The sequence below is a fragment of the Flavobacterium wongokense genome (assembly GCF_021608265.1).
GTDB classification, from domain to species: Bacteria; Bacteroidota; Bacteroidia; order Flavobacteriales; family Flavobacteriaceae; genus Flavobacterium; species Flavobacterium wongokense.
On the sequence record NZ_JAKIHP010000001.1, the window covers coordinates 944,661 to 969,930 of the forward strand.

At 37.3% G+C, this 25,270-nt stretch carries 23 protein-coding genes and 1 tRNA gene; 8 read left to right on the forward strand and 16 right to left on the reverse strand.

Translation table 11 applies throughout. From position 1 onward, the window contains the following. The first annotated feature begins 3 nt into the window (after positions 1 to 3). Positions 4 to 390: a DoxX family protein gene (locus tag L1S31_RS03965; RefSeq protein WP_236462475.1), complete on the forward strand. Its 387-nt coding sequence runs from the start codon at positions 4 to 6 to the stop codon at positions 388 to 390. Between the two features lie 64 nt (positions 391 to 454). Here L1S31_RS03965 and L1S31_RS03970 read toward each other — a convergent pair whose 3' ends face one another. The 5 genes from L1S31_RS03970 to L1S31_RS03990 all read right to left on the reverse strand — a co-directional run bounded on the left by L1S31_RS03970 (position 455) and on the right by L1S31_RS03990 (position 7,830). After that, positions 455 to 1,021: an OmpH/Skp family outer membrane protein gene (locus tag L1S31_RS03970; RefSeq protein ID WP_236462478.1), complete on the reverse strand. Its 567-nt coding sequence runs from the start codon at positions 1,019 to 1,021 to the stop codon at positions 455 to 457. Between the two features lie 238 nt (positions 1,022 to 1,259). Continuing rightward, a complete protein-coding gene (locus L1S31_RS03975) occupies positions 1,260 to 2,105 on the reverse strand; it encodes a class I SAM-dependent methyltransferase (protein ID WP_236462481.1) in 846 nt (281 codons plus the stop codon). Between the two features lie 53 nt (positions 2,106 to 2,158). Next, on the reverse strand, positions 2,159 to 4,030 hold the full coding sequence (gene mnmG / locus L1S31_RS03980; protein WP_236462484.1) for a tRNA uridine-5-carboxymethylaminomethyl(34) synthesis enzyme MnmG: 1,872 nt from the start codon (positions 4,028 to 4,030) through the stop codon (positions 2,159 to 2,161). A 1-nt stretch (position 4,031) separates the two neighbouring features. Further along, complete coding sequence (gene ybeY / locus L1S31_RS03985; RefSeq protein ID WP_236462487.1) at positions 4,032 to 4,454, reverse strand: rRNA maturation RNase YbeY; 423 nt, start codon at positions 4,452 to 4,454, stop codon at positions 4,032 to 4,034. Then, positions 4,447 to 7,830 carry a DUF4175 family protein gene (locus L1S31_RS03990; RefSeq protein ID WP_236462490.1) on the reverse strand — a complete coding sequence of 1,128 codons (3,384 nt, stop codon included), beginning with the start codon at positions 7,828 to 7,830 and terminating at the stop codon, positions 4,447 to 4,449. The genes ybeY and L1S31_RS03990 overlap by 8 nt, the downstream gene beginning before the upstream one ends. Before the next feature lie 135 nt (positions 7,831 to 7,965). Between L1S31_RS03990 and gltX the strand changes: the two genes are divergently transcribed. Next, on the forward strand, positions 7,966 to 9,471 hold the full coding sequence (gltX, locus tag L1S31_RS03995) for a glutamate--tRNA ligase (RefSeq protein ID WP_236462493.1): 1,506 nt from the start codon (positions 7,966 to 7,968) through the stop codon (positions 9,469 to 9,471). Positions 9,472 to 9,501: 30 nt separating this feature from the next. Here the strand turns inward: gltX and L1S31_RS04000 are convergent, their stop codons facing one another. Continuing rightward, complete coding sequence (locus L1S31_RS04000; protein ID WP_236462496.1) at positions 9,502 to 10,098, reverse strand: hypothetical protein; 597 nt, start codon at positions 10,096 to 10,098, stop codon at positions 9,502 to 9,504. 11 nt (positions 10,099 to 10,109) lie between these two features. Beyond that, positions 10,110 to 10,754 (reverse strand): PorT family protein, encoded by a 645-nt coding sequence (locus tag L1S31_RS04005; RefSeq protein WP_236462499.1) that lies wholly within the window; start codon positions 10,752 to 10,754, stop codon positions 10,110 to 10,112. 76 nt (positions 10,755 to 10,830) lie between these two features. On the opposite strand from L1S31_RS04005, the gene L1S31_RS04010 reads away from it, so the two are divergent. Next, positions 10,831 to 11,826, forward strand: a complete 996-nt coding sequence (locus tag L1S31_RS04010; RefSeq protein WP_236462502.1) for an SPFH domain-containing protein — start codon at positions 10,831 to 10,833, stop codon at positions 11,824 to 11,826. A 28-nt stretch (positions 11,827 to 11,854) separates the two neighbouring features. On the opposite strand, the gene L1S31_RS04015 is transcribed toward L1S31_RS04010, so the two are convergent. The 4 genes from L1S31_RS04015 to L1S31_RS04030 all read right to left on the reverse strand — a co-directional run bounded on the left by L1S31_RS04015 (position 11,855) and on the right by L1S31_RS04030 (position 14,761). Further along, positions 11,855 to 12,109, reverse strand: coding sequence for a DUF6327 family protein (locus L1S31_RS04015; protein ID WP_236462505.1), 255 nt, complete (start codon positions 12,107 to 12,109; stop codon positions 11,855 to 11,857). Between the two features lie 2 nt (positions 12,110 to 12,111). Continuing rightward, positions 12,112 to 12,465 (reverse strand): phage holin family protein, encoded by a 354-nt coding sequence (locus tag L1S31_RS04020; RefSeq protein ID WP_236462507.1) that lies wholly within the window; start codon positions 12,463 to 12,465, stop codon positions 12,112 to 12,114. Continuing rightward, a complete protein-coding gene (locus L1S31_RS04025; RefSeq protein WP_236462510.1) occupies positions 12,465 to 12,794 on the reverse strand; it encodes a YtxH domain-containing protein in 330 nt (109 codons plus the stop codon). Before L1S31_RS04025 ends, L1S31_RS04020 begins: the two co-directional genes overlap by 1 nt. Positions 12,795 to 13,075: 281 nt before the next feature. Next, positions 13,076 to 14,761, reverse strand: coding sequence for a glutamine--tRNA ligase/YqeY domain fusion protein (locus L1S31_RS04030; RefSeq protein ID WP_236462513.1), 1,686 nt, complete (start codon positions 14,759 to 14,761; stop codon positions 13,076 to 13,078). A 123-nt stretch (positions 14,762 to 14,884) separates the two neighbouring features. On the opposite strand from L1S31_RS04030, the gene folB reads away from it, so the two are divergent. Beyond that, complete coding sequence (gene folB, locus L1S31_RS04035) at positions 14,885 to 15,244, forward strand: dihydroneopterin aldolase (protein ID WP_236462516.1); 360 nt, start codon at positions 14,885 to 14,887, stop codon at positions 15,242 to 15,244. A 44-nt stretch (positions 15,245 to 15,288) separates the two neighbouring features. On the opposite strand, the gene L1S31_RS04040 is transcribed toward folB, so the two are convergent. The 4 genes from L1S31_RS04040 to rnr all read right to left on the reverse strand — a co-directional run bounded on the left by L1S31_RS04040 (position 15,289) and on the right by rnr (position 19,066). Beyond that, positions 15,289 to 15,359: transfer RNA gene (locus L1S31_RS04040), tRNA-Cys, on the reverse strand. Between the two features lie 83 nt (positions 15,360 to 15,442). Beyond that, positions 15,443 to 16,138 (reverse strand): LysE family translocator, encoded by a 696-nt coding sequence (locus L1S31_RS04045; protein WP_236462519.1) that lies wholly within the window; start codon positions 16,136 to 16,138, stop codon positions 15,443 to 15,445. Between the two features lie 56 nt (positions 16,139 to 16,194). Next, positions 16,195 to 16,860: a head GIN domain-containing protein gene (locus L1S31_RS04050; RefSeq protein ID WP_236462521.1), complete on the reverse strand. Its 666-nt coding sequence runs from the start codon at positions 16,858 to 16,860 to the stop codon at positions 16,195 to 16,197. A gap of 25 nt (positions 16,861 to 16,885) precedes the next feature. Continuing rightward, complete coding sequence (gene rnr / locus L1S31_RS04055; RefSeq protein WP_236462523.1) at positions 16,886 to 19,066, reverse strand: ribonuclease R; 2,181 nt, start codon at positions 19,064 to 19,066, stop codon at positions 16,886 to 16,888. Positions 19,067 to 19,818: 752 nt separating this feature from the next. Here rnr and rpiB point away from each other — a divergent pair. The 4 genes from rpiB (at position 19,819) to L1S31_RS04075 (ending at position 24,261) form a co-directional block, all read left to right on the forward strand. After that, a complete protein-coding gene (rpiB, locus tag L1S31_RS04060) occupies positions 19,819 to 20,250 on the forward strand; it encodes a ribose 5-phosphate isomerase B (protein WP_236462527.1) in 432 nt (143 codons plus the stop codon). Further along, positions 20,251 to 21,171: a cation diffusion facilitator family transporter gene (locus L1S31_RS04065; protein ID WP_236462530.1), complete on the forward strand. Its 921-nt coding sequence runs from the start codon at positions 20,251 to 20,253 to the stop codon at positions 21,169 to 21,171. It begins immediately after the preceding gene. After that, positions 21,171 to 21,989 (forward strand): NAD(P)H-hydrate dehydratase, encoded by an 819-nt coding sequence (locus L1S31_RS04070; RefSeq protein ID WP_236462535.1) that lies wholly within the window; start codon positions 21,171 to 21,173, stop codon positions 21,987 to 21,989. The genes L1S31_RS04065 and L1S31_RS04070 overlap by 1 nt, the downstream gene beginning before the upstream one ends. 148 nt (positions 21,990 to 22,137) lie before the next feature. Beyond that, a complete protein-coding gene (locus L1S31_RS04075; RefSeq protein WP_236462537.1) occupies positions 22,138 to 24,261 on the forward strand; it encodes a Tex family protein in 2,124 nt (707 codons plus the stop codon). Here L1S31_RS04075 and L1S31_RS04080 read toward each other — a convergent pair. Next, positions 24,258 to 25,265, reverse strand: a complete 1,008-nt coding sequence (locus L1S31_RS04080) for a hypothetical protein (protein WP_236462541.1) — start codon at positions 25,263 to 25,265, stop codon at positions 24,258 to 24,260. The genes L1S31_RS04075 and L1S31_RS04080 overlap by 4 nt on opposite strands. Between the last annotated feature and the right edge of the window lie 5 nt (positions 25,266 to 25,270).

Sequence of the window (25,270 nt, forward strand, 5' to 3'; positions counted from 1 at the left end):
ATTATGACTAATACCGCTTCAATTCTTGTTTTGATTTTTTTAGCCGTGACTTTTATCCAATCAGCTTACGACAAAGTATTTGCCTGGAAGGATAATGTGGATTGGTTAAAAGGGCATTTTGCCAATACTTCGTTGTTGAAAAATAACGTCCCTCTTGCGCTTGGAATTATTTTACTTTTAGAACTTGTCACGGGCGTACTTACGCTTGTGGGTTGCGCACAGATTTTGATTAATGGAGACCGCGCTTTTGGGTTTTATGGGGCAGTGTTTTCCTGTATTACTTTGATTTTGTTGCTTTTAGGACAAAGATTGGCCAAAGATTATGACGGGGCAAGAACTATTGCCATTTATTTTGTTCCTGCTGTTTTGGCTGTATTTTGGCTGAGTTAAACTGAGCTATTCCCATAAAAAAAGCCGTCCAAAATGGACGGCTTTTTTGCTTTTATAAAGAGAATTATTTTTTTTCCTCTGTAGTCTCTTCTTTTTTACCGGTTGATTTGTACTTATCATTCACTATTTTAATTACTTCCTTAGTGATATCATAACTATCCTTTGCATATAAAACAGTTGCAGTCTCTCCTGTTCCATAGATGTAATCGTATCCTTTTTCTTTTCCGAAATCCTTGATTATTTTTCTGTAGGTTTTCACCAAGGTATCCATCTCAACACCGCTTTCCTGTTGCAATTGCTGTAACATTGCCTGTTGCGCATAACTGAGTTCCTGCTCTCTTTTTTGTAGTTCAGATCCTTTTTGTTGTGCCCAAGCCTGGCCATTTTTTTGAGCATTATCCCTAAAACTGGAGGCTTCTGCCTTAAATCGTGCCACTTCTGCTTCAAGCTGGTTGCCCATCACTTTAGATTTATCTTTATATTTCGCTTCTATATCTTTAGCTTCTGTTGATTCTTCCATCAATTTTGAAGTATCAATATAAGCTGTTTTAAATTCTTTAGTTTCTGTTGCTGATTTATTGCAGGAAATAAGTGCAATTGCGAATGCAAAAAGGATGATTGTTTTTTTCATTACTATTTAATAAAATTAATTTTGGTTTTCAAAAGTATAAAAATAAAATTCAATAATCTAAAGTTGAGTTTTTATGGTTTTATTAATCATAAAGATTAACTATTGTAAAATGAATAGCTATACTCGTTATTTATTGTTTTTGACTTCAAATAAAGCGTTTTAAAAGGAGTTTGAATTTTCAACACCTTGCAACATGCGCGTATCGCTTTTCGCTAAATAATGCTTTTTAAATTGATTTTTACTGGTTTTTTATGAGATAAATGTGCGAAGAATACTCTTTTGTCTGCTTTCCGCTCTTGTTTGATTTTAATCCGACAAAAAATGCCTTTACGAAATTCATTTTACCTGTTTTATATTTTTCGGATAATAAGCTCACATAAAAACTGTCAAATTTCATCGGAAGTACTTCAGCCAATTTCATATCTTTTTCTGAAAATAATTTCTGGATTGTAGTTTTTGAAAAGTGCCAAATATGTCTTGGTACATCATAGGCTGCCCAGAATCTTCCATAATAATTGGCGTCAAAAGATTTAAAATTTGGTACCGCAATAAAAATGGTTCCCGTTGGTTTCAATAATCTTTTCAATTCTGAAATATATTCATCCAGATTGGGAACATGTTCCAATACATGCCACATAGTTATTACGTCAAAAGAATGGTCTTCCAAATCAGAAAGATTGTCAGCAAAATTCACTCCTTTATTAATTGCGATTGATTTTGCTTTAGAACTTGGTTCAATTCCGGTTGTCTGCCACCCATCATTATTTGCGGCTACCAAAAAATCTCCCGTTCCAGCTCCAATGTCCAAAAGTTTTCCTTTTGTTGAATTTGCGTTAATCAGTTTGACTTTATTCTTAAGTGCAATATTTTTGATAAAATGATACATTCTTTCAAAAAGGGATCGCTTTCCATCAGTGTGGGAAATATAATCATCGCTTTCGTAATAGCTTGGCAATTTCTCTAAACTGGGTTTTGGAAATGTAATCAGCAAATCATATTCCGGGTTGTGGTGTAATTCGAAAATTTCTTTTGAAACAGAATAATCTCTGACTTTTTGAAAAAAAATATTGTTTTGAAAACTCATATAAACTCTTTATTGATAAGGCTTGGCGAACTTAGTTTCACGTGGAACGCAAATTATCTACCCATGTAAATTAGTAAAACTGAAATGTCTGCAGGAGAAACTCCACTGATTCTTGAAGCTTGCGAAATGGTTACAGGACGAATGCTGCTCAGCTTTTGCTTTGCTTCAATTGACATGGATTTGATTTTGTAGTAATCAAAATTCTCCGGGATTTTAATGTCTTCCAATCGTATTAGTTTTTCAGCATTATTCCTTTCCTTTTCAATATAACCTGAGTACTTAACCTGGATTTCTGCCTGTTCAATTATTTCTTTATCCAAATCATTATCTTGGATGTATTGTTGGACTTTTTCAAATTTCAAGAAATCCTCAAGATCAATTTGAGGTCTTGAGAACACTTTAAACATTTTATCCGATTGGGTCATTGGCGCACTTTCCTTTTCAACCAAAATAGGATTGGCTTCTTCTTGGGTAACACTGGTCTCCTTAAAGAAGTTTACCATTTTTTCACTTTCGTTGAACTTATGCTCCATTCTGCGCATTCTTTTTTCAGAAGCCAAACCAATTTCGAATGATTTTGGTGTCAGCCTGATGTCGGCATTATCCTGTCTCAAAAGCGTTCTGTATTCTGCGCGTGACGTAAACATTCGATAAGGTTCTTCTGTTCCTTTGGTAATCAAATCATCTATGAGTACTCCTATATAGGCTTCGTCACGGCGAAGTATGATTGGTTCCTGTTCTTTAACTTTCAATGCCGCATTGATTCCTGCCATCATTCCTTGTGATGCTGCTTCTTCATAGCCTGTGGTCCCGTTTATTTGTCCGGCAAAATACAAGCCTTCTACTAACTTCGTTTCAAGCGTATGTTTTAATTGTGTTGGCGGGAAATAATCATATTCGATTGCGTATCCTGGTCGGAAAAACTTAACTTTTTCAAATCCTTCTACAGAACGTAATGCTTTAAATTGAATGTCTTCAGGTAATGAAGTGGAAAAACCATTAACATAAACCTCAACCGTATTCCATCCTTCCGGTTCGACAAATAACTGATGTCTTTCCTTATCGGCAAAACGATTAATCTTATCCTCGATAGACGGACAATATCTTGGGCCAATGCTTTTAATTCTCCCATTGAACATTGGTGAACGATCAAAACCTTCACGAAGGATATTGTGCACTTCATTGGAAGTGTAGGTCATGTGGCAAAGCAATTGATGTGTCAGCGGTTTGGTTTCATCCGAATAAGAAAATTTATCCGGAACTAAATCCCCGGGTTCTTCCCTCATTTTCGAATAATCCAACGATCGCCCATCTACTCGTGGAGGCGTTCCTGTTTTCATTCTTCCGGCTTCAAAGCCTACTTTCACCAAATCATCTGTGATTCCGAAAGCAGCTCCTTCTCCGGCTCTTCCTCCACCAAATTGTTTGTCGCCAATATGGATTAACCCGTTTAGGAAAGTTCCATTAGTCAGCACTACCGTTTTGGCTTTTATTTCAATCCCTAAAGAAGTTACAATACCTTCAATCTTATTATTCTTTATCAAAAGACCTTTGACCATTTCCTGATAGAAATCAAGATTGGGGGTTCTTTCTAAATGCAACCTCCATTCTTCCGCAAAACGCATCCGGTCTGACTGCACTCTTGGAGACCACATTGCCGGTCCTTTTGATTTGTTCAACATCTTAAACTGCACGGCGGTTTTATCTGAAACAATTCCGGAATATCCTCCAAGCGCATCTATCTCACGAACAATTTGCCCTTTGGCTATTCCGCCCATCGCAGGATTACATGACATTTGTGCAATGTTTTGCAGGCTCATTGTAACCAACAATGTGCTACAGCCCAAATTGGCCGATGCCGCTGCGGCTTCACAACCTGCATGCCCTGCTCCCACTACAATAATATCGTACTTTTCTAAAAACATTTTAATTGTGTTTCACGTGGAACATCTTCATTTTTTCTTCTTCCTTTAGACGCATAAGTTTTTCGTCTTCTTCAGTTTTGTCTTTATATCCACAATAATGCAATACTCCATGAGCCATCACTCTTTTTAATTCTTCTTCAAAAGCAACTTCAAAATCAGAAGCGTTTTCACGAACCCTTTCAATAGATATGAAAATATCTCCGTGTAGTTCGTTTCCTATAGAATAATCAAAGCTGATGATGTCTGTTAACGTGTCGTGGTCTAAATATTGCTGGTTTATTTCCAATAAATATTCATCATCACAGAAGATATAGTTTATCTCTCCTTCGTTCTTTATTTCAGAGCTAATGACTTTGGAAATCCAGTCTGAATATAAGGTTTCGTTTTCTAGCTTGAAATCTAACTCGTAATTAAAACTAATCATTGGTTTTGAAATATTCTTGAACCTTTTGGTTAAAATTGGAGCGCAAAGGTAAGCTTTGTCTATTTAAAATTTCAATACTATTCAAATAATCTTGAAGTCGGGTTGGTAATGCAGTTGCCTGATTGTTAAATTCTTTCTTGTTCGTTTCAGATTGACGCTTCTTATCTTCGCCTTGTTGCTGAATGGCTTTATCTAGTTTCAACAACTCATATTTAACATTCAAAATCTTTTGAAGCGTTTCATTATTAAAGCCTTTATTTAATAATTGCTTCTCGATTTGTTTCATTTGTTCTAAGGCATTCTGTCCGTTGCCGCCAACACCTTGCTTTTTTAATTCCTTTTCCAAAGCTTCACGCAATTGCTGCTGCTCTTTGTAAATCTCCATAATCTCTTTTGCGTCTCCTTCGCCATCCTGACCCTGCTCACCACCTTGTTGGTTTCCTTGTCCTTTTCCACCTTCACCTTTTCCATTGCCTTTACCATTGCCTTTACCATTGCCTCCTTTTTGCCCTTCCTGGCCTTGTCCTGGTTTTTCCCCTTGATTTCCTTCCTGGCCTTCTCCTGGTTTTTCTCCTTTTTTCATGCCTTTCTTCATTTTTTCACCCAAACCATCCTGTTTCTTAATGATATCCGGTAATTGCATTCCTCCTTGTCCTTGTCCAGGTTTTGGTTTTCCTGCGCCTGAGCCGGACATCTGCATCTGCATGCTGTTCAGCATGTCGCTTAACATATCAGCCAATTTGTTGGATGAAGAAACAGCATACTGTTGATGCGTATTCCCTTTTGGAACGTTGGCTTCCGCCAATGTTTCAATGGCTTTGTCCACATTATACTGGACATTCCCTATTTCCTTCGTAACCTCTTCTGCAATTTTTGGGTTCCGCAACGACATTGCAAATAAGCTGTCATCAACATGCTTGAATTGCTGCCTCAAGTCTTGTTGGATCTTTAAATTCTTGTTATAGGATGGTGCTCCACGTTTAAGATTCTTAAATTGCTTCATAACATCTTCCTGGGAAAATGAATAGGCTAAAAGATTATCCAAAATCTGGCGCAGCATGGCAACATCTTCTTCCATTTGTTCCATTTCCCCTGAGGCCATTTGCTCCTGCATCTGCTGGCTCATTTGTTTCATTTTTTTGGAAGCGCTTTTCTGCTTTGGCTTTGCCTTATCTTTTTGCTGCTTCTGCAATTGGTCTTTGGCATCCTTCAAATCTTCATCAATGCTTTTCTCCTTTTCTTCCGTTTTAGGCAAATCCATAGGAGCTTTCAACTCCTTGTTGTCTTTCTGCAAATCTTTTAATTCTTCCTGAAGCTTGTCAAATTCCTTATTGATTTCGTCCTGTTTTTCAGCATTGTTTTCGTCTGTTTTCTCGGAGAGTTTGTCTTGTTTTTCTGCAAGCTTATCCATTTTATCAGCAATTTGCTGCGCTTTTTTCTCAACGTAATAGCGTTTGGTAAGTTCTACCAATTGCTCCAGGCTTTTGGTTTGATTTTTACTTGCCTGCTGGAATTTCTCCATTTTTTCAAACAACTCTTCCTTGCTGATTTTATCATTCAGTTTTTGAAGTTCATCAAGCAGTTTTTTGTTCTTCTCTAATTCTTCTTTGGTTTTCTCCAATCGTTCCTGAAGCATTTCCTTTTTCTCGTCTTTCTTCTCCGATTTAAATTGCTCCAGATTATCCTTCATCTTCTCTGAAAACTCTTTCATCATTTCATCCTGTTGCTTTTGGCGTTGGATAAAATCGTTTACTTTTTGCTGTTCCTTGTATTCAAGATTGTCTTTTTCCTTACCCATTTTTTGCAGCTTATCCATTTCAGATAATTGCTTGTCCTGTGCTTTTAAAGATTTTGCCAATGAGTTGATATTCTCATTTTGCTGCTTCATTTGTTCGTCCTGCTTCTCCTCTTCAGTGGCAATCCTGTTACTGAAAACAGATGATTTTGTGCTCTTATGATTATGAATGGCATCGTTATCAAAAATCTCAAAATAATATTCATACGAAACGCCTTCTTCAACCGGAAGATTACTTGGGAACGAAAACACAAACTGATCGTAAACATCTTTCTTAACGTTTATAGCTGCCTTTTTAGCTAGGTTTGGCGTGTCTTTGGGATAATAAACAACCTGCAGCCTTGAAAGTCCGTAATCATCCGAAACCTGGCCTAAAACAAAATTCTTGTTTACTTTTAAACTATCCGGAGCATTGTTGACATTGATTGTTGGATATTGATCCTTTATTACAGAAATCTGATAGTTCAGCTTTTCGTAATTCTGGACCTTATTATTGGATGTCAGTATCTGATAATCTACATTTTGAAGAATGCTCTTGGTCAGTGAAAAGATATTTTCATTTTTAGCAAAAGTATAGCGGGCATTCTCATTAACCCAATCCACTTTTTGCGTTGCCAGAGTGTTCATTTTCCATGTAACCTGTGTTCCTTCGGGAATGATTGCATTTCCTGTTCCTTTGATGACTTCGGATTTTTTATTGAGGTAATTTGGAAAGTTCAAAACCATTTCAAAGTTAGCAATCGATGGAACGGTAACCACTTTCAACTCATAATCGTGAGAAGAAACATCGTTGGCTTCAATATGGAAATCAATATCTTCTGAAGGTTTCGGAATAACAAATTCAAATTCGCCAGCCTTGTTGCTTTCCATAAAATAACTTTCGTCACCAATAAAAATCATGGCATTTTCGGGAACAACCTTACCAACAGTCCTTACCTTCAAAAGGAAATCCTTATTTTGTTCGGTTTGCAGATTGTCATTCAGGACTTCAAACTCAAATGGTGCCGGAGGCAGAAACTGCTGTTTGAAATTCACAACCCTGTTCAGGCTCTGAGAAATCACACCACTATTTCCCGAGATGTAAAAAAAGGCAAAAAACAAAATTGGAATCAACGCCAAAGGCAGGTATTTTCTGTTGCCACCAAAATTGACAGCATTACCAAACGGAATCGGTTGCAGTGTATTTGCTTTTTGTTCTATTGATGCAGCCAACAATTCCGATTTGTTCCTGTCATAAGAAAGTTGCAAAAAGTTGGTCAGCTTATCCTGTATTTCACTGAAATGGTTTCCAATGATAACCGAAGCCTCATTGTAATCAATTCCTTTTTGAAGTTTAAATAATTTAAATAATGGAAAACAGATGAATCTGAAAAAAAGGAAAAGTTCTACCAGAACAAACGTATAGAACAAGACTGTCCTCGCTGTTGGCTTCAGCCAAAGGAAGTATTCCACAAACAAAGTGAACAGGAAATACAACAAACCGATTCCGACGAAGAAAATGGTTCCGCGTAGTAATTCGTTGGTGTAAAACTTCCTGATAAAGTCTTCGAGCTTTTGGTATATGATTCTTGAATTGTCCAATTTTAGTAAATCTCTTTTTATAACCGATAAATGTACAATTTTTACCGTATATCAAAGCGTTAAAAATTTGCCAAAGAAAATTCATGGTTTTTCGTGGCTAATTAAGTTTTATCTTTGCACCAAAATTTCAGAAAAATGTCAAGACCTGTTAGAGTCCGTTTTGCTCCAAGTCCGACCGGACCTTTACACATTGGAGGTGTTAGAACGGCGTTATTCAATTATTTGTTTGCCAAAAAAAATAACGGTGTTTTCTATCTAAGAATCGAAGATACCGACCAAAATCGTTTTGTTCCCGGAGCAGAAGAATACATCTTTGAAGCTTTGGATTGGTTGGGAATTGCGCCAAGTGAAACTGTTGGAAAGAATGAAAAATTTGGTCCTTACCGTCAATCGGAAAGAAAGGAATTGTACAAACAATATGCAGACCAGCTGATTGATTCAGGCTGGGCTTATTATGCATTTGATACTGCCGAAGCTTTGGATGCTCAGAGAAAGCAACACGAAGAACAAGGAAAAACATTTATCTACAATTGGCATAACCGTGAAAAATTGGATACCTCTTTGTTGCTTTCTAAAGAAGAAACTGAGAAAAGGATTGCTTCAGGCGAAGCGTATGTCGTTCGTTTTAAAACTCCGGTTAATGAAACTTTGCATCTGCATGACATTATTCGTGGCGATATCAATTTTGAAACGAATCTTTTAGACGATAAGGTTTTGTTCAAAAGCGACGGAATGCCGACCTATCATTTGGCAAATATTGTAGACGACCATTTGATGGAAACCTCACATGTAATCCGTGGCGAGGAATGGCTGCCATCAATGCCGTTACACAGTTTATTATATAAAGCTTTCGGTTGGGAAGCACCTGAATTTGCCCATTTGCCCTTAATCTTAAAGCCAATCGGAAACGGAAAATTGTCTAAACGCGATGGTGATAAATTAGGATTTCCGGTGTTTCCATTGGAGTGGAAAAGCGCAGAAGGAATTTCGTCCGGTTACAGGGAAAACGGATTTTTACCTGAGGCTGTGATTAACTTTTTGGCATTATTGGGATGGAATGATGGTACGGACCAGGAATTATTTTCATTGGAAGAATTGGTTCAGAAGTTTGATTTAAACCGGGTTCACAAAGCCGGAGCTAAATTCGATCCGGATAAAAACAAATGGTTCAATCATCAATATCTGCAAAAGCAGGATGATGAAAGCCTGGCAAAAAGCTATGCTCCTATTTTGTATGCAAAAGGAATTGAGGTTGATTATACCACTCTGGTGAAGATTGTTTCGCTAATCAAAGAGCGCGCAAATTTCGTTTCTGAGTTTTGGGAACTGAGCAGATTCTTTTTTGAAGCGCCAACATCTTATGATGAAAAAGCAGTCAAAAACTGGAAAGAAGATACTTCAAGACTGATGCAGGAATTGGTTTCGGTATTGGAAAACATCACCGATTTTACTTCAGCACACATAGAAATTGTTGTGAAAGACTGGATGACCCAAAACGAAATCGGAATGGGCAAAGTAATGCAGCCTTTCCGTTTGAGCCTGGTTGGTGAAATGAAAGGACCGCATCTATTTGACATCGTCGAACTTATTGGAAAGGAAGAAACCATCAAACGAATCCATAAAGCAATAGATACCTTATAAAACAAAAAGCCCCGAATCATCGGGGCTTTTTCAATTATATTTTTTATATGAATGTTCCTTTAAATATTGGATTAATCCGTTTGAATACCCGTCATCTTTAGATTTGCAATATTCCAAAAAACCCATTTCCTCTTCAAGGTTTGAAAAATATTTTTTAATTACACCCACAATTTCGTTTTGCTTTTCAATATCTTTTTTTGATTTTCCCCAAGCGCACCCTTTGCTTTCAATTATTAAATCATCATTATCGATGATGGTAAAGTAACCCGCTCCTCCGACATAGTCAATCGCCAATAATCTGTATTCATTCGTTTCAATCAAAACAAACATTCCTATTGGCTTTTCCTTTTTCGTTTTCCCCTTTTGTTTGAATTCAAATGTTTTGAATAACTTATTGCCTATGGTAACATAATCAAGGTCTTTATATTTTATGTATTTTGCCCATGAGCTTCCCTCGTTCCAGTAGGTTATACAATTATCTTCGGGATCATTCCTGACATCATTTTGTTTAGGGATAATTTTTGAACCATCTTTTAAAAAAATAGCCTTTGCAGCATCGATATCAAACTTTTGGGGATAGACATTTATAGATAATAAAGCAACAACTAATAAAACTAAGCTTTTCATTTTTTGGAATCCTATAAATTAAAAATCACCTGAGCATTGATTGTTCCTAAGTTTCCTTTGAATTCGTCACCATTATTCAATGGTTTTAAATCCTCGTCTTTGTTAAGCTTATTCAGGAAATTGGTAAATCCGTATTCGTAAAAAAGAACGCCACGTATTGTTTTGTTTCCAAAGGAACCTCCCAAATAAAAAGCTCCGCCAACTGGCGAGACATTCACAATGTCATCAGCTTTGAGTAATGTTCCTTTAATTGTTTTGGCTTCGTCTGAAGTCGAAAGCTGTAATTTTCCGTTGATTTGTAAAACCGGTCCAAAGTCAAGCGAAACATGATCTTCAACCACATTATAACTGAATAATATCCTCACTTTTACACCTTGGATATTGTATTTGATTTTATCGTTAAAGGTATCATCCAAAGAGAAATTATTGGAGAAAAACTGCATGCCGTAAATCATGCTCCAGTTGTTATAGTAATTCCCTCTTACCGAAAGTCCTCCTGCAAATCCAAGCTCTGGATTGGCATCAAAATTACTTGTAAATAAAGTGGTTTGTGAAATTCCTCCCGATATCCCAATCCTGTTTCCGTCTCGATAACCGTATTGCGCAAATCCAAATGTTGAAATCATCAGCAAAAGGATTGTCATTTTCTTATTCATAAAATAGTAACTTATAATTTGTAACAAACATACATTTTTTTCGTACAACAACTTTACTAACTTAAAATATTTAAAAATGAATCCAATCTTTTTAGTGTTATTGTTCATTGGCCTTATTATCCTGTTTTCATCGTTTTTTACCGTAAAGCAGCAGACTGCAGTTGTGATTGAACGATTCGGTAAATTTTTAAGCATCCGAAATTCAGGTTTGCAGCTTAAGCTTCCTATCATTGACCGAATTGCTGGTCGTGTAAACCTTAGGATTCAGCAATTGGACGTTATCATTGAAACACAAACCAAAGACAATGTGTTTATCAAAATGAAGGTTTCTGTTCAGTTTAAGGTAATCCAGGAACACGTTTACGAAGCATTTTACAAATTGGAATATCCTCATGACCAAATTACAGCCTACGTTTTTGACGTAGTGCGTGCCGAAGTTCCAAAATTGATTCTGGATGATGTTTTTGTTAGAAAAGATGATATCGCGATTGCGGTAAAACGTGAATTGAACGAAGCAATGATGGCTTATGGTTATGACATTATCAATACTTTGGTTACCGATATCGACCCAGACATACAGGTGAAAAATGCTATGAACCGTATCAATGCTGCAGAAAGGGAAAAAACCGCTGCGATGTTTGAATCGGATGCACAAAGGATCAGGATTGTTGCCAAAGCCAAAGCGGAAGCAGAAAGTAAAAAATTACAAGGACAGGGTATTGCCGATCAACGTAGGGAAATTGCAAAAGGTTTGGTTGAAAGCGTTGATGTTTTGAACAAAGTCGGAATCAATTCACAGGAAGCTTCTGCACTTATTGTAATCACACAACATTATGATACGCTTCAGGCGATTGGAGCTGACACCAATTCCAACCTGATTTTGTTGCCAAATTCGCCGCAGGCTGCGAGTGATATGTTGAACAATATGGTAACTAGTTTTACAGCTTCGAGCATTATGGGCGAACAAATGAAACATCAGCCAAAAAGAGTTAAAAAGACTGGAAATCATTCTTCGTTAGATTATAACCCTTCGGACACATCCAATCCTGATGAGCCAAAACCAACAAAATAATCTTAATAGATAGAAATAAAAAAGAGGCTTAATCGCCTCTTTTTCTATTTATGTACCAATTGACGGCATAGGGAACTGCAATCTTTAAAATGGTTCCCAGCATTCCTGAGGTTGCCTTTTGATAAATGTCGCCAACGAATGAAACGGTTTTTGACGGCATGAAAGTTTCCTTTGTTTTATCAATTGTGAGCAATATTTTTTGATAATGGATTTCCCTTTCTACTTTGAGTATCTTTAAATCGTGATCGATTTCGGCATACGATGAATATTTTTTGGTCTCCATAATTAGTCTTCGTTAAAAAATATTTCCGAGAATTTCTCTAGAATTGGCCCTTCCACAATTTTATCCTTTATCATGAATAGAAGCATCGCCAACACAAAATAAACTCCGGCTACGATTAAGAATCCAACAACATAACTATTCATCAACTGGCCAATTGCCAAAGCTGCGGCAACCGACATGAAAAGCAGGACAATCATCATGCAAATGGCAATAAGGATAAATTTTAGGATTAAAGTAGTTGATTTCATCGCAACTTTAAAGCCCCAAAGTTTATAATACGCAATACTGCTTTCTACATAAGCTTTGGCGTTTTCCTGAATGTCTTCAACGTTGTCTTTTAAATCTTCTAAAGCCATTATTTCTGAAGTTTGGCATTTTGTTTTTTAAGTTCGGCTAATTTCTCTTCCAAAAAAGTAATGGCTTCTTCAGCTTTATAACTTGAGCTCGACAGGAAGTCATCAACCTTTTCCTTTAGATTGTCTTTCGTATCTGAAAACTTCTGTTTGGTTTCATCGTCAAGATTATCCCATTTTGATTTTGCCTGATCTTTTAAATCGTCCAAACCTTCCTTCATTTTTTTTCTTGTTTCCGAACCTTTATCAGGAGCAAACAAAACTCCAACTGCAGCTCCAATTGCAGCTCCTGCTAAAAGAGCTAAAAGTCCATTTCCGTTATTATTTGACATAGCTTAATTTTTTAATTTGAGTGAATTTACAAAAATTACTCGAGATGCCGTGTTAAAAAGTGGTTAAACAGTCAAAACTTATTTTAAGGCGAAATAATGTAAGTTCGCTCCATCATTGGTGTTTTGGGTTGCCGAAATTCTGAAATTGCGATAAAAACAATTTATGAAAGCCAGTTTTAATTGAGATAAATTATAATTTTTTAAATAATAATAAATTTTATTAATAATAAAAAAAGCCCACTATTAAGTGGACTTTTAATTTATAAAATCTATTTTGAAAATTATTCCTTGTTTTCAACTTTTGCCCAAGTGTCCCTCAAGCCGACAGTTTTGTTAAAAATCAATTTTCCGGCTGAAGAATCCTTATCAACACAATAATATCCCAAACGCTGAAATTGAAACTGGTCTAAATTTTTGGCTGTTGCCAAACTTGGTTCCAAATATCCTGTAATCACTTCCAACGAATTTGGATTGATGTATTCCTTAAAATCTACATCCTTATCTCCATCCGGGTTTTCGTGTGTAAACAAGCGATCGTAAATACGGACTTCTGCTTCAATGGCATGCTTGATTGAAACCCAGTGAATCGTTCCTTTTACTTTTCTTTGGCTCGCTTCTGAACCACTTCCGCTGCGGGAATCTTCATCATAAGTACAATGGATTTCGGTAATATTTCCATCAGAATCTTTGATAACACTCTCACCTTTAATGATATAAGCATTTTTCAAACGGACTTCTGTTCCTAATGTCAAACGGAAAAATTTCTTGTTTGCTTCTTCCTGGAAATCTTCTCTTTCAATATACAACTCCTTTGAAAAGGGAACTTTCCTAAAGCCCAAACTTTCATCTTCCTGACTGTTTTCGGCATCTAAAATTTCTTCTTTCCCTTCAGGATAATTGGTAATAACCAACTTCACCGGATTTAAAACTGCCATTACACGAGGTGTCGTTTTATTCAATTCTTCGCGAACGCAAAACTCCAAAAGCGAAACATCAATCAGGTTGGTACGCTTAGCAATTCCAATAGTATTGGCAAAATTTCGGATTGCCATTGGCGGATAACCTCGTCTTCTCATTCCTGAAATGGTGCTCATCCTTGGATCATCCCACGAGCTAACATGCCCTTCTTCAACCAACTGCAGCAGTTTTCTTTTAGAAACAACCGTATGTGAAAGGTTTCTTCTTGCGAATTCCCTTTGTTTTGGGCGTACTTTTTTGATATCGTAAACCTGGTCTAAAAACCAATCATATAATTCACGGTGAGGTAAAAACTCAAGTGTACAAAACGAGTGTGAAATCTGTTCCAGATAATCGCTCTCGCCATGAGCCCAGTCATACATTGGATAAATGCACCAATCGTTTCCGGTTCTGTGGTGATGTGCGTGTAATATCCTATACATAATCGGATCACGCATCAGCATGTTGTTGTGCTTCATGTCAATTTTGGCACGAAGAATATGAGTTCCGTTTGGAAATTCGCCGTTTTTCATTCGGGCAAATAAGTCTAAATTCTCTTCGACAGATCGGTTTCTGTAAGGAGAATCAGTTCCTGGAGTCGTTGGTGTTCCTTTTTGTTTTGCCATATCTTCAGAAGACTGGCTGTCAACATATGCCTTTCCGGCTTTGATAAATTCAACCGCCCAATCGTACAATTGCTGGAAATAGTCGGAAGCATAGCATTCGTTAGCCCATTGGTAACCAAGCCATTCAATATCTTTTTTGATTGCATCTACATATTCCTGCTCTTCCTTAGCCGGATTCGTATCATCAAAACGCAGGTTTACCGGTGACTGATAATCTAATCCTAATCCAAAGTTTAAACAAATCGCACTGGCATGCCCAACGTGTAAATAACCGTTTGGCTCAGGCGGAAAACGAAAACGAAGTTTGTTGTTTGACAAACCATTTTTCAAATCTTCTTCAATTATTTGTTCAATGAAATTGAGCGACTTCTCTTCTGTTGACATTCTTTTTGTAATTTTGACAAAGATAAATAAATGTTTGGTTATTCGTTTATTTGGTTATTTTATAAAACTTTAATCATCCAAACTCGAATCAACAAATTACCAGATTACCAAATCAATTAAAAAATGGGTACAATAAAACTTCAAAACATCAGAACTTTTTCTTTTCACGGCTGCCTTGAAGAAGAAGCCCGAATTGGTTCGGATTACCGTGTGGATTTGGAAATCAAAACAGATTTGAGAAAATCTTCTGTTTCAGATGAGCTTAAGGATACTGTAGATTATGTACTTTTAAACAAGATCGTGACCGAAGAAATGGCAATCCGTTCCAAATTATTGGAGCACGTTGCCCATCGAATCATCTCAAGGGTTTTTAGTGAAATCCCTGCCGTTTCCAGAATCCTATTGGCAGTTTCAAAACTTAATCCGCCAATTGGTGGTGACGTGGAAGCCGTTACAATCGAGATGGAAGAATATAGAAGTTAAATATCTGAAATAAAAAAAACCTCCAAGTTTCCCTGAAGGTTTTGAGGCATCTTCCGGATTCGAACCGGAGTATACGGTTTTGCAGACCGGTGCCTAGCCGCTCGGCCAAGATGCCGTTAATGCTGGCAAATATAGACTTTTTTTTGAAAGTTCCAAAGTTTAAAGGTTGTACTGCAAAAAAACTTTTTCTTTTACACTTTATTTCTCGTGCTCCAGCTTTTCAAAAGCCTTATCGACTATTTTATGTTCATTTGGAAACCAAGCCTGTGACAATAAAACCACTCCACAAACAATCAAAACCACACTAATAAATTTCTTGATTAAAAGAATGTTTTTTTGATTAAGTTGGTTTCGTAGTTGCTTGGCTAAAAGAATTTTAAAAATGTCTGTAACAAAATAAGTGATGATCAATGTCGTGAAGAATGTCAACATCCTTGATGTTTTCAATTCGAGTTGTGGGCCAATAGTGATAAGGATTGCCAACCAAAATCCAAGTACGCCAATATTGATAAAGTTCAGGAAAAAACCTTTAACGAATAACGAAAAGTAGTTGGTTTTAGCCAATTCTTTGGGATCAATTTCATCAATGTTGATTTTCTTTTCCTGCTTTCTGTTATTCACAAAGGAAATAATGCCATAAGTCAGCATCACCAAACCACCAAAAATGAACAAAGCCGGATCATCCTTGATGCTTTGTATGAGTCGGTAACTACTAAAAAAAGCAATCGTAATAAAAACAATGTCGGCCAAAACCACACCTAAATCAAACATTACAGCAGCGCGGAATCCTTTTATAACACTGGTTTCCAGTAATACAAAAAAAACCGGGCCAATCATAAAACTCAGAAAGAATCCAAGCGGAATGGCGGATAAGATATCTTTAAGTAAAATCATTGTTAAAATTTTGACAGTGCAAGTTAGAATTTAAAATTCACAATGTAAAGCAAAATCTACTTCGCTTCATGAATGTTTCCGCCGGCCACAACCTTTGAGTTTATTTTTTTAGGTTTGCCATGGATGTTGATATTCCCTCCAGCTCTAACTTTAGCATCAACCAAATCTGTAGCAAAGATTTCGGCATTTCCACCGGCATTACACGAAATGTTTGTTTGTTGGGTTTTAAGGTTTTCAGCATTATAAATTCCACCCGAATTTACCAAAACATCCTGTACTTTAGCCGTTCCTGAGACATCAACATTGGAACCATTCGCTGACCTTACATTCAATTTATCTACATTAAGGATTAATTTTACCGCAGAACCTTCTTTGGCAATGATATCAAATGAAGTCCCTGAAATTTTATCTCCACATGCTATTCGCGAACCTTCATTCGCTTCGACGGCATCAATGTCCTTATAGTAAACAGTCACCGAAATATTATCGCCATCGAGCATTCTTGTTATGGGCATCCTGATTTTTAGTTCGCCGTTTTTGTTCACCAATTCAACTTTATCAGCATTGCTTCCATCAATCTGGACTATGTTTTCGTTACCCGGAACCAACATCACATCAATCTGGTCAAAAGAAGTTACTTTATTGAAATCTCCTGGCTTTTTTTCAATTTGTCCAAATGTGATTGAACTAACTAACAATAAACTAAAAACTATTTTTTTCATGTTATAAATTTTTAATAAATACTAATTACTCATTTCTTCTTATAAAATGGAAATCCAATTGTTTCTTAACCAAATCGGCATTTTTTACTTTGACAAAAACTTCGTCGCCAAGTTGCAAAATACTATTGGTAGCCTGTCCTACCAAAGCATACTGCCTTTCATCAAAGGTATAATAATCTTCTTTTATTTCACGGATTCGAACCATTCCTTCGCATTTGTTTTCAACGATTTCAACATAAATCCCCCATTCGGTAACTCCTGAAATAACGCCAAGGAATTCCTGGTCTTTGTGGTCCTGCATGTATTTTACCTGCATGTATTTTACAGAATCCCTTTCTGCCTGCGCTGCTAATCCTTCCATATCACTGGAATGCGCACATTTTTCTTCATAAACATCAGCATCAACCGATTTTCCTCCATCCAGATAATACTGCAATAATCGGTGTGCCATCACATCAGGGTAACGACGGATTGGTGAAGTAAAATGGCTGTAATAATCGAAAGCCAAACCATAATGCCCAATATTTTCAGTAGAATATTTAGCCTTACTCATGCTTCGGATGGTCAAGGTATCAACAAGATTCTGTTCTTTTTTTCCCTGCACATCATTCAATAGATTGTTCAATGATTTGGAAATATCCTGTTTGGATTTCATATTAATCGAATAACCAAATTTAGATATCACCGTCTGAAGATTTATTAGTTTGTCTTCATTAGGTTCATCATGAATACGATAAACGAAAGTCTTCTTTTGTTTGCCAATGAATTCGGCTACTTTCCTATTCGCCAGAAGCATGAATTCCTCTATCATATGATTGGCATCTTTAGAGATTTTAAAGAATACACCAATAGGTTCTGCTTCGGCATTCAGATTGAATTTAACTTCAACCTTATCAAACGAAATCGCGCCTGCAGCCATTCTTTTTCTTCTTAGTATTTTGGCAAGTTCATCCTGTTTTAAAGTTGCTGCTACAATTTCGGCAGGAACTTTATAGTCTTTCCCAGTCAACGAAATTTCAGCCGGAATGATATCAGACTTCGTCTCAATAATATGCTGCGCTTCTTCATAGGCAAAACGCTGGTCAGAATAAATAATCGTTCTTCCAAACCACTGATTCACAACTTCCGCTTTTGGCGTCAGTTCGAATATAGCGGAGAAAGTATATTTTTCTTCATGTGGACGAAGCGAGCAGGCAAAGTTGGACAACACTTCGGGAAGCATCGGTACAACTCTATCAACTAAATAAACAGAAGTGGCACGTTTGTATGCTTCATCGTCAAGTATAGTTCCTTCCTGCAAATAATGCGAAACGTCAGCAATGTGAACGCCAATTTCGTAGTTTCCATTTTCTAAAACCTGGAACGACAAGGCATCATCAAAATCCTTTGCATCTTTTGGATCAATAGTAAACGTCAAAACTTTTCGCATATCCCGACGTTTTTCAATTTCCTTTTCGGTTATGGATGTATCCAATTTATTGGCGTAAGCCTCAACTTCTATTGGGAAATCATAAGGGAGTCCATATTCAGCTAAAATCGCATGGATTTCGGTATTGTGTTCTCCTGGTTTTCCAAGGACTTTAATCACAGAGCCAAACGGTGAATCAGCTTTAGCCGGCCAATCTTCAAGTTTAACCAAAACTACATCTCCGTGTTCGGCATCAGCCAATTTATTTTTTGGGATAAAAATATCGGTATACATTTTGGCATTTGCCGTAGTTACAAATCCGAAATTCTTCTGGATATCAACAACACCAACGAATTCGGTTTTGTTCCTTTCAATGATTTCGATGACTTCAGCTTCTGGTTTTCTAGAACTTCTTCGGTTGTAAACATAGGCTTTGACCGTATCTCCATCTAAAGCGTGATTCAAATTTATAAACGGGATAAAGACGTCGTTTTCCAATTCATCACAAACAAAATACCCGGCTTTTCTTGAAGTCATGTCGACAACTCCTTCGTAGTATTGCTGGCTGGATGCTTTGACTAAATACTTGCCTGGTTCCGATTCAATAATCAGTTTTTGCGCTGCCAGTATTTTTAAATCCTTGATTATTTCGTTCCTGCTTTTAGTGTCATCGAGTTCTAAAATAGCAGCTATCTGTTTGTAGTTAAAAGGTTTATTAGCGTTTTTAGATAGTATCTTAAATATTTTTTCGGAAAACGTCTTTTCTTTTTTTCCGAATTTTTTTGGTTTCTTACTCATTTTCATTTTCTAATTAAGTTTGAAAATTACGAAATAGTTACAAGGTATCGGGTATAAGTTTCAAGTTTTAATAGAAATCTAACATTTGTTATTTTTAAATAAATCTTGAAATATCAAAAAAGATAGTTTTCAACACTTACTAAAAACAACAAAAAGAAAAGATTTTTAAATTTAAATTTTTGATGGTTATTATAGGGTGTTGATTTGTACAATAACTTTATTTTTAAAAATTAGATTTTGTGGTTTTCGTTTTTTATACAGAATTATCAACATGCATTTAAGAAATTAAAGTATTCATTTTTAGCCTTTTTTAAGATTTAGTTAACAGTTGTTCACAACTCCGAAACGATAATTTTTGTAGATAAGTTTGGTTGTTGAAATCGGTTAAAAAAGAGTATTTTTTTATTGATAACTTTTCCAAAAATTACCCTAACTAAATTTGTTTTTTTCATACTCGTTTTTGATTACATTTTTAAATCTTATCTGCAATAAAAACTTCTGAAATTCTATCCGAAGTTGTTAACAATTGATGTTAATTTAAGGTTAACTGAAAATCAACGAATTGCGAAATTCAATTAACAATACAAAATTTTAACATTTAAATTATAGATAACACAATTATTTTCAATCACTTATAAAAATTTGTCAAAACACTAAAAACGGTAACATTTAAAAATCAAACACTTACAATAAAGTAAAAATCCAAGCAATAGTTTCCGTAAATTTGCGGTACTAATTACACACACAACACTATGAAAATATCTATTGGAAATGATCACGCAGGACCAGATTATAAGAAAGCAATTCTGGAATTTTTAAACCAAAAAGGACACCAGGTTTTGAACCACGGAACCGATACTTTTGACAGTGTTGATTATCCCGATTTTGGACATCCGGTTGCGATTGATGTTGAAAGCGGCAAAGCCGATTTTGGAGTAGTGATTTGTGGCTCCGGAAACGGAATCAACATGACGGTGAATAAACACCAGGGAATCCGTTCAGCATTGTGCTGGACCAAAGAAATAGCAGCGCTGGCACGTCAACACAATGATGCCAATATCATAAGCATTCCGGCTCGTTTTACCTCAATTCAGCAGGCTGTTGAGATGGTCGATACTTTTTTGAATACTTCATTTGAAGGAGGACGACATGCCAACAGGGTTAATAAAATTGCATGCCAGTAAATGGGGAACGGTCACCAACATAACCACGTTCATATTCATAAGCATGAAGTAAAAGGAAGGAATCTGGCCTTTTCCATTTTGCTCAACCTTGTCATTACGATTGCCCAAATCGTGGGCGGATTGATATCGGGAAGCTTGGCGCTGATTTCAGATGCGCTTCACAATTTCTCTGATGTTTTGTCTTTGGTTTTTAGTTATGGTGCCCACAAATTGTCAAGAAGGAAGGCGTCGATAAGCAACACATTTGGTTACAAGCGCGCCGAATTGATAGCCGCTTTCATCAACGCAATTACCTTGGTTATTGTCGCCTTATACCTTATTTATGAAGCTGCTTCGCGTTTATTTCATCCAGAACCTATTGAGTCGACTTTGGTTATTTGGCTGGCATTACTGGGAATTGTCGTGAACGGAAGTTCTGTTTTATTGCTTAAAAAGGATTCGCAGCACAACCTGAATATGAAATCGGCTTACCTGCATTTACTTACCGATATGATGGCTTCAGTAGCGGTTTTGATTGGCGGGATTTTGATGAAATTGTATGGATGGTTTTGGGTAGACAGCGTCATGACTTTGCTGATAGCAGTTTACCTAATTTATGTAAGCTATGATTTGATAAAATCGGCAACCAAAATGCTGATGCTCTTTACTCCCGATTTTATCGATATCAAAGCAATTGTCCGCGAAGTCCATAAAATCAAAGGTGTGAACAAACTGCATCATATCCACGTTTGGCACCTAAACGAAGAGGAGCTGCATCTGGAAGCGCACCTCGATTGCTCGGAAGACATTAAAATGAGTGAGTTCAATGTGCTGCTTGAAAAAATAGAATTGGTTTTATTCAAAAAATTCAACATCAACCATACGAACATCCAGCCCGAATTCAAAAAAGAAGATCCAAAAGACTTTATCGTTCAGGACTAATGACCAAACTCGATATCCATAGCATCCAAAAACTCCTTAAAAAACGATTACCCGAATCGCACAAGGGAAATCACGGACATGCCTTGATTATTGCCGGAAGCAGGTCCAAAATGGGCGCAGCCATCATCGCCACAAAAGCCTGTTTGAGAGCCGGCGCTGGTTTGGTTACCGTTAATATTCCAAGGAAGGAACGACTTACCGTTTTTACTGCAATTCCTGAAGCAATGATTGAATTCCGAGAAGAGGAAAAGAATTGGGATACCTATAATTCGTTTGCGATTGGCCCTGGAATTGGCATCGATAAATCATCTGAAAACCTTTTGAAGTTATTGATAACCAATGTCAATTCGCCCATCATTTTCGATGCTGATGCGTTGAATATTTTGGCCAAAAACCAAGGGCACTTTTTGCTGTTACCGCAAAAATCCATCATCACGCCACATCCAAAAGAGTTCGACAGGTTGTTTGGAAACCATGATTCCGATTCAGAAAGAAGAAAAACGGCCCTGTCAAAAGCCAACGAACTAAAACTGATTATCGTACTCAAAGGCCATAGAACATTCATCACCGACGGCGAAAAAAGTTTCGAAAACACCACAGGCAATCCGGGTTTGGCAAAAGGCGGTTCCGGCGATGCATTAACCGGAATAATAACGGCTTTTTTGGCACAGGATTACGAACCTTTAAACGCTGCGAAATTAGGCGTATTCCTCCACGGATTAGCCGCCGACCTTACTTTAGAAACCCAAAGCACAGAAAGCATGTTGATTACCGATGTCATCGAAAATCTCGGAAAGGCATTCAAAAAAATCCAATAATTTTAGGAGCAGAAGATTGCTATTCTCTCTACTTATGCTCCCGCCATCCGCGCTACACGGTAGCTTGCTCCTGTCGGGGCTAAAGGCACGAATGTCTTTCAATCGACGCTCTTTTTTAGTATTATTGCACTACATTATTCCAATAAAAATGACTAGCATACAATTCATTCAAAGCCAGGTAAACACGGCGCCAAAAAATATAGAAGCAACCGTAAAATTGCTTTCAGAAGATTGCACCATTCCCTTTATTTCAAGATACAGAAAAGACCAAACCGGAAACCTGGATGAAGTCGTAATCGAACAGATTGCCAAACTTTCCAAGCAATACGATGAAATTGTAAAACGAAAGGAATCCATCCTGAAATCAATTGAGGAACAAGGTCAGCTGACGCCGGAATTGAGTAAAAAAATCAAGGAAAGTTTCGATTTACAGGAACTTGAAGATTTGTACCTGCCTTATAAAAAGAAGAAAAAAACCCGCGCCGATGTGGCTCGGGAAAATGGTTTGGAGCCTTTGGCCAAAATCATATTCGCACAAGGCAAAGACGACATCGATTTCATTTCGACGCAATACATCAACGACAAAGTTAAAAATGAAGACGAAGCATTGCAGGGCGCACGCGATATCATAGCCGAATGGATTAATGAAAATATCTACATCCGGAAAAACCTGCGGCGCATGTTTCAACGCAAAGCGATAGTCGAAACTAAAGTCGTGAAGAAAAAGGAAAATGAAGATGACGCACAAAAATTCAAGCAATATTTCGATTGGGCTGAACCCATTTCAAAAGCACCCTCACACCGTTTATTGGCAATGTTGCGCGCCGAAGCTGAAGGTTTCGTAAAATTGAACATCGATTTTGAGAAAGAAGAAGCACTTGACTTTATCGAAAACGAAATCATAAAAGCCAATAACGACACCACCGAACATATTGAACTGGCAATTACCGACAGTTATAAAAGATTATTGGAACCGGCAATTTCAAACGAAACCCTGCAGGATGCCAAAGCCAAAGCCGACATCAAGGCGATTGATGTTTTTGCCGGAAATCTGGGGCAGCTTTTATTGGCACCGCCTTTGGGAGAAAAACGCATTTTGGCAATCGATCCCGGATTCCGTTCGGGTTGTAAGGTAGTTTGTTTGGACGAAAAAGGGGATTTGTTGTATAACGAAACCATTTATCCGCACCAGCCACAAAATGAAAGTGCGATGGCGATGAAAAAAATACGCTCTATGGTAAATGCCTATAACATTGAGGCAATTTCTATCGGAAACGGAACCGCAAGCCGTGAAACCGAATTCTTTATCAAGAAAATTGCGTTCGATAAGCCTGTTCAGGTTTTTGTGGTATCAGAAGCCGGAGCTTCGGTGTATTCGGCGAGTAAAATTGCGCGTGACGAATTCCCAAATTTCGATGTTACCGTTCGTGGCTCGGTTTCTATAGGAAGGCGTTTGGCTGATCCTTTGGCCGAATTGGTAAAAATCGACCCAAAATCAATTGGCGTCGGTCAGTACCAGCACGACGTCGACCAAACCAAACTAAAGGAAGAGCTCGATACCGTTGTAGTTCGTTGCGTGAATTCTGTTGGTATCAATATCAATACGGCAAGTAAATCATTGCTGAGTTACGTTTCCGGAATTGGAGAAAAAATGGCCGAAAACATCATTGCCTATCGTTCTGAAAATGGAGCTTTTGAAGACCGCAGGCAATTGAAAAAAGTGCCGCGTTTGGGAGACAAAGCCTACCAACAGGCTGCGGCTTTCGTCAGGATTCACAACGGGAAAAACCCTTTGGATAATTCGGCGGTGCATCCGGAAGCCTATCCAATTGTTGAAAAAATGGCAAAGGATTTGGGCTTAAAAACCAATGATCTGATAGCCAATAAGGAAAAGATATCGCAAATAAAATTAGAGAATTACATCACGACTGAAGTCGGAATCCTTGGTTTGAAAGACATTGTAAAAGAACTAGAAAAACCTGGGCTTGACCCAAGAAAGGCTGCCAAGGTTTTTGAATTTGACCCTTCGGTGACAACGATTAAAAATGTCCGTTCGGGAATGATTTTACCTGGAATAGTAAATAATATTACGGCTTTCGGCTGCTTTGTCGATATCGGAATAAAAGAAAGCGGTTTGGTGCATATTTCGCAGCTAAAAGCCGGTTTTGTTTCTGATGTGAATGAAGTGGTAAAACTCCATCAGCATGTTCAGGTAAAAGTTGTTGAGGTTGATGAAGAACGCAAACGCATCCAGCTGACCATGATTCTTTAATTGGTTACAACAAATAGCGATTTAAATCTTTCGTCATCTGCATTCTGAATGCTTACAGCATCATCGATTAATAGTTTTTGGTTGAATGTGTAAATGTTGGATTGATAATGAGCTTCTTCAGTAATTGCGTAAATTGAATTATCTACAACCTTAAACGTTGTCATACGATAGTAACTCAGATTTGGTGATGCATTAGCCGGAATGGTATAAAAAAGAACCCCATTTTTATAGATGCTTATGTCATCAGAACAATAAACATTGCCATTGTCAAAATCCATTCGGTTAATGATGGATACGGTCTGAAAATAGGTTTCTGCGTTGGCGGAAATATTTTTATAGTATCCGGGAAATCCGTTGCCACTTCCAAATACATAAATATCGGAGTTCACAGCATTACAGCCCCATAAAGTAAGCGCATTGGCTTCGGGGAAAAACACATCGTTTTTAAAATAACCCGCTGTCCAAACGCCGGCAATCTCCTTAAAGCAATTCATATAAACATCACCATTGACTACCTTAATCCCAAGATGGAAAAAGGTATAATCCAAAGCGGTAGTTGTAACCACAGTCTTAACACCGTTTTTCCAATAAACCAAATCATAATCACTCGGGTTGGCTACATTTTGTGTAACTCCGGCGATATACACATCATTTCCAACAATGTCCATGCTGCAGATACGCTCCACAATATCGGTGTCTGTTGAAAATGCATCAGTTAGATTAGTCAAAACAGCATTCTTCCAGTAAAGGTGTTTGTTGCCTCCATAACCCAGAATGTGGATATTGTTATTGGCAACAATGATGGTATCTGCACTCGAATCGAAAGCACCATTGTCTGAAAGCATGGTAAGTTGGTTGTTTTTCCAATAGCATGCATGGTCATTTTTTGAGCCGGAAATATAAACATCTGCACTTGAATTGTTGGTCACGACACTATCTGATGAACATGAAAAAAGCGTAATTAGGGAGCATAAAAGGGTGATTTTCAAAAACATGTTTTTCATAGCAA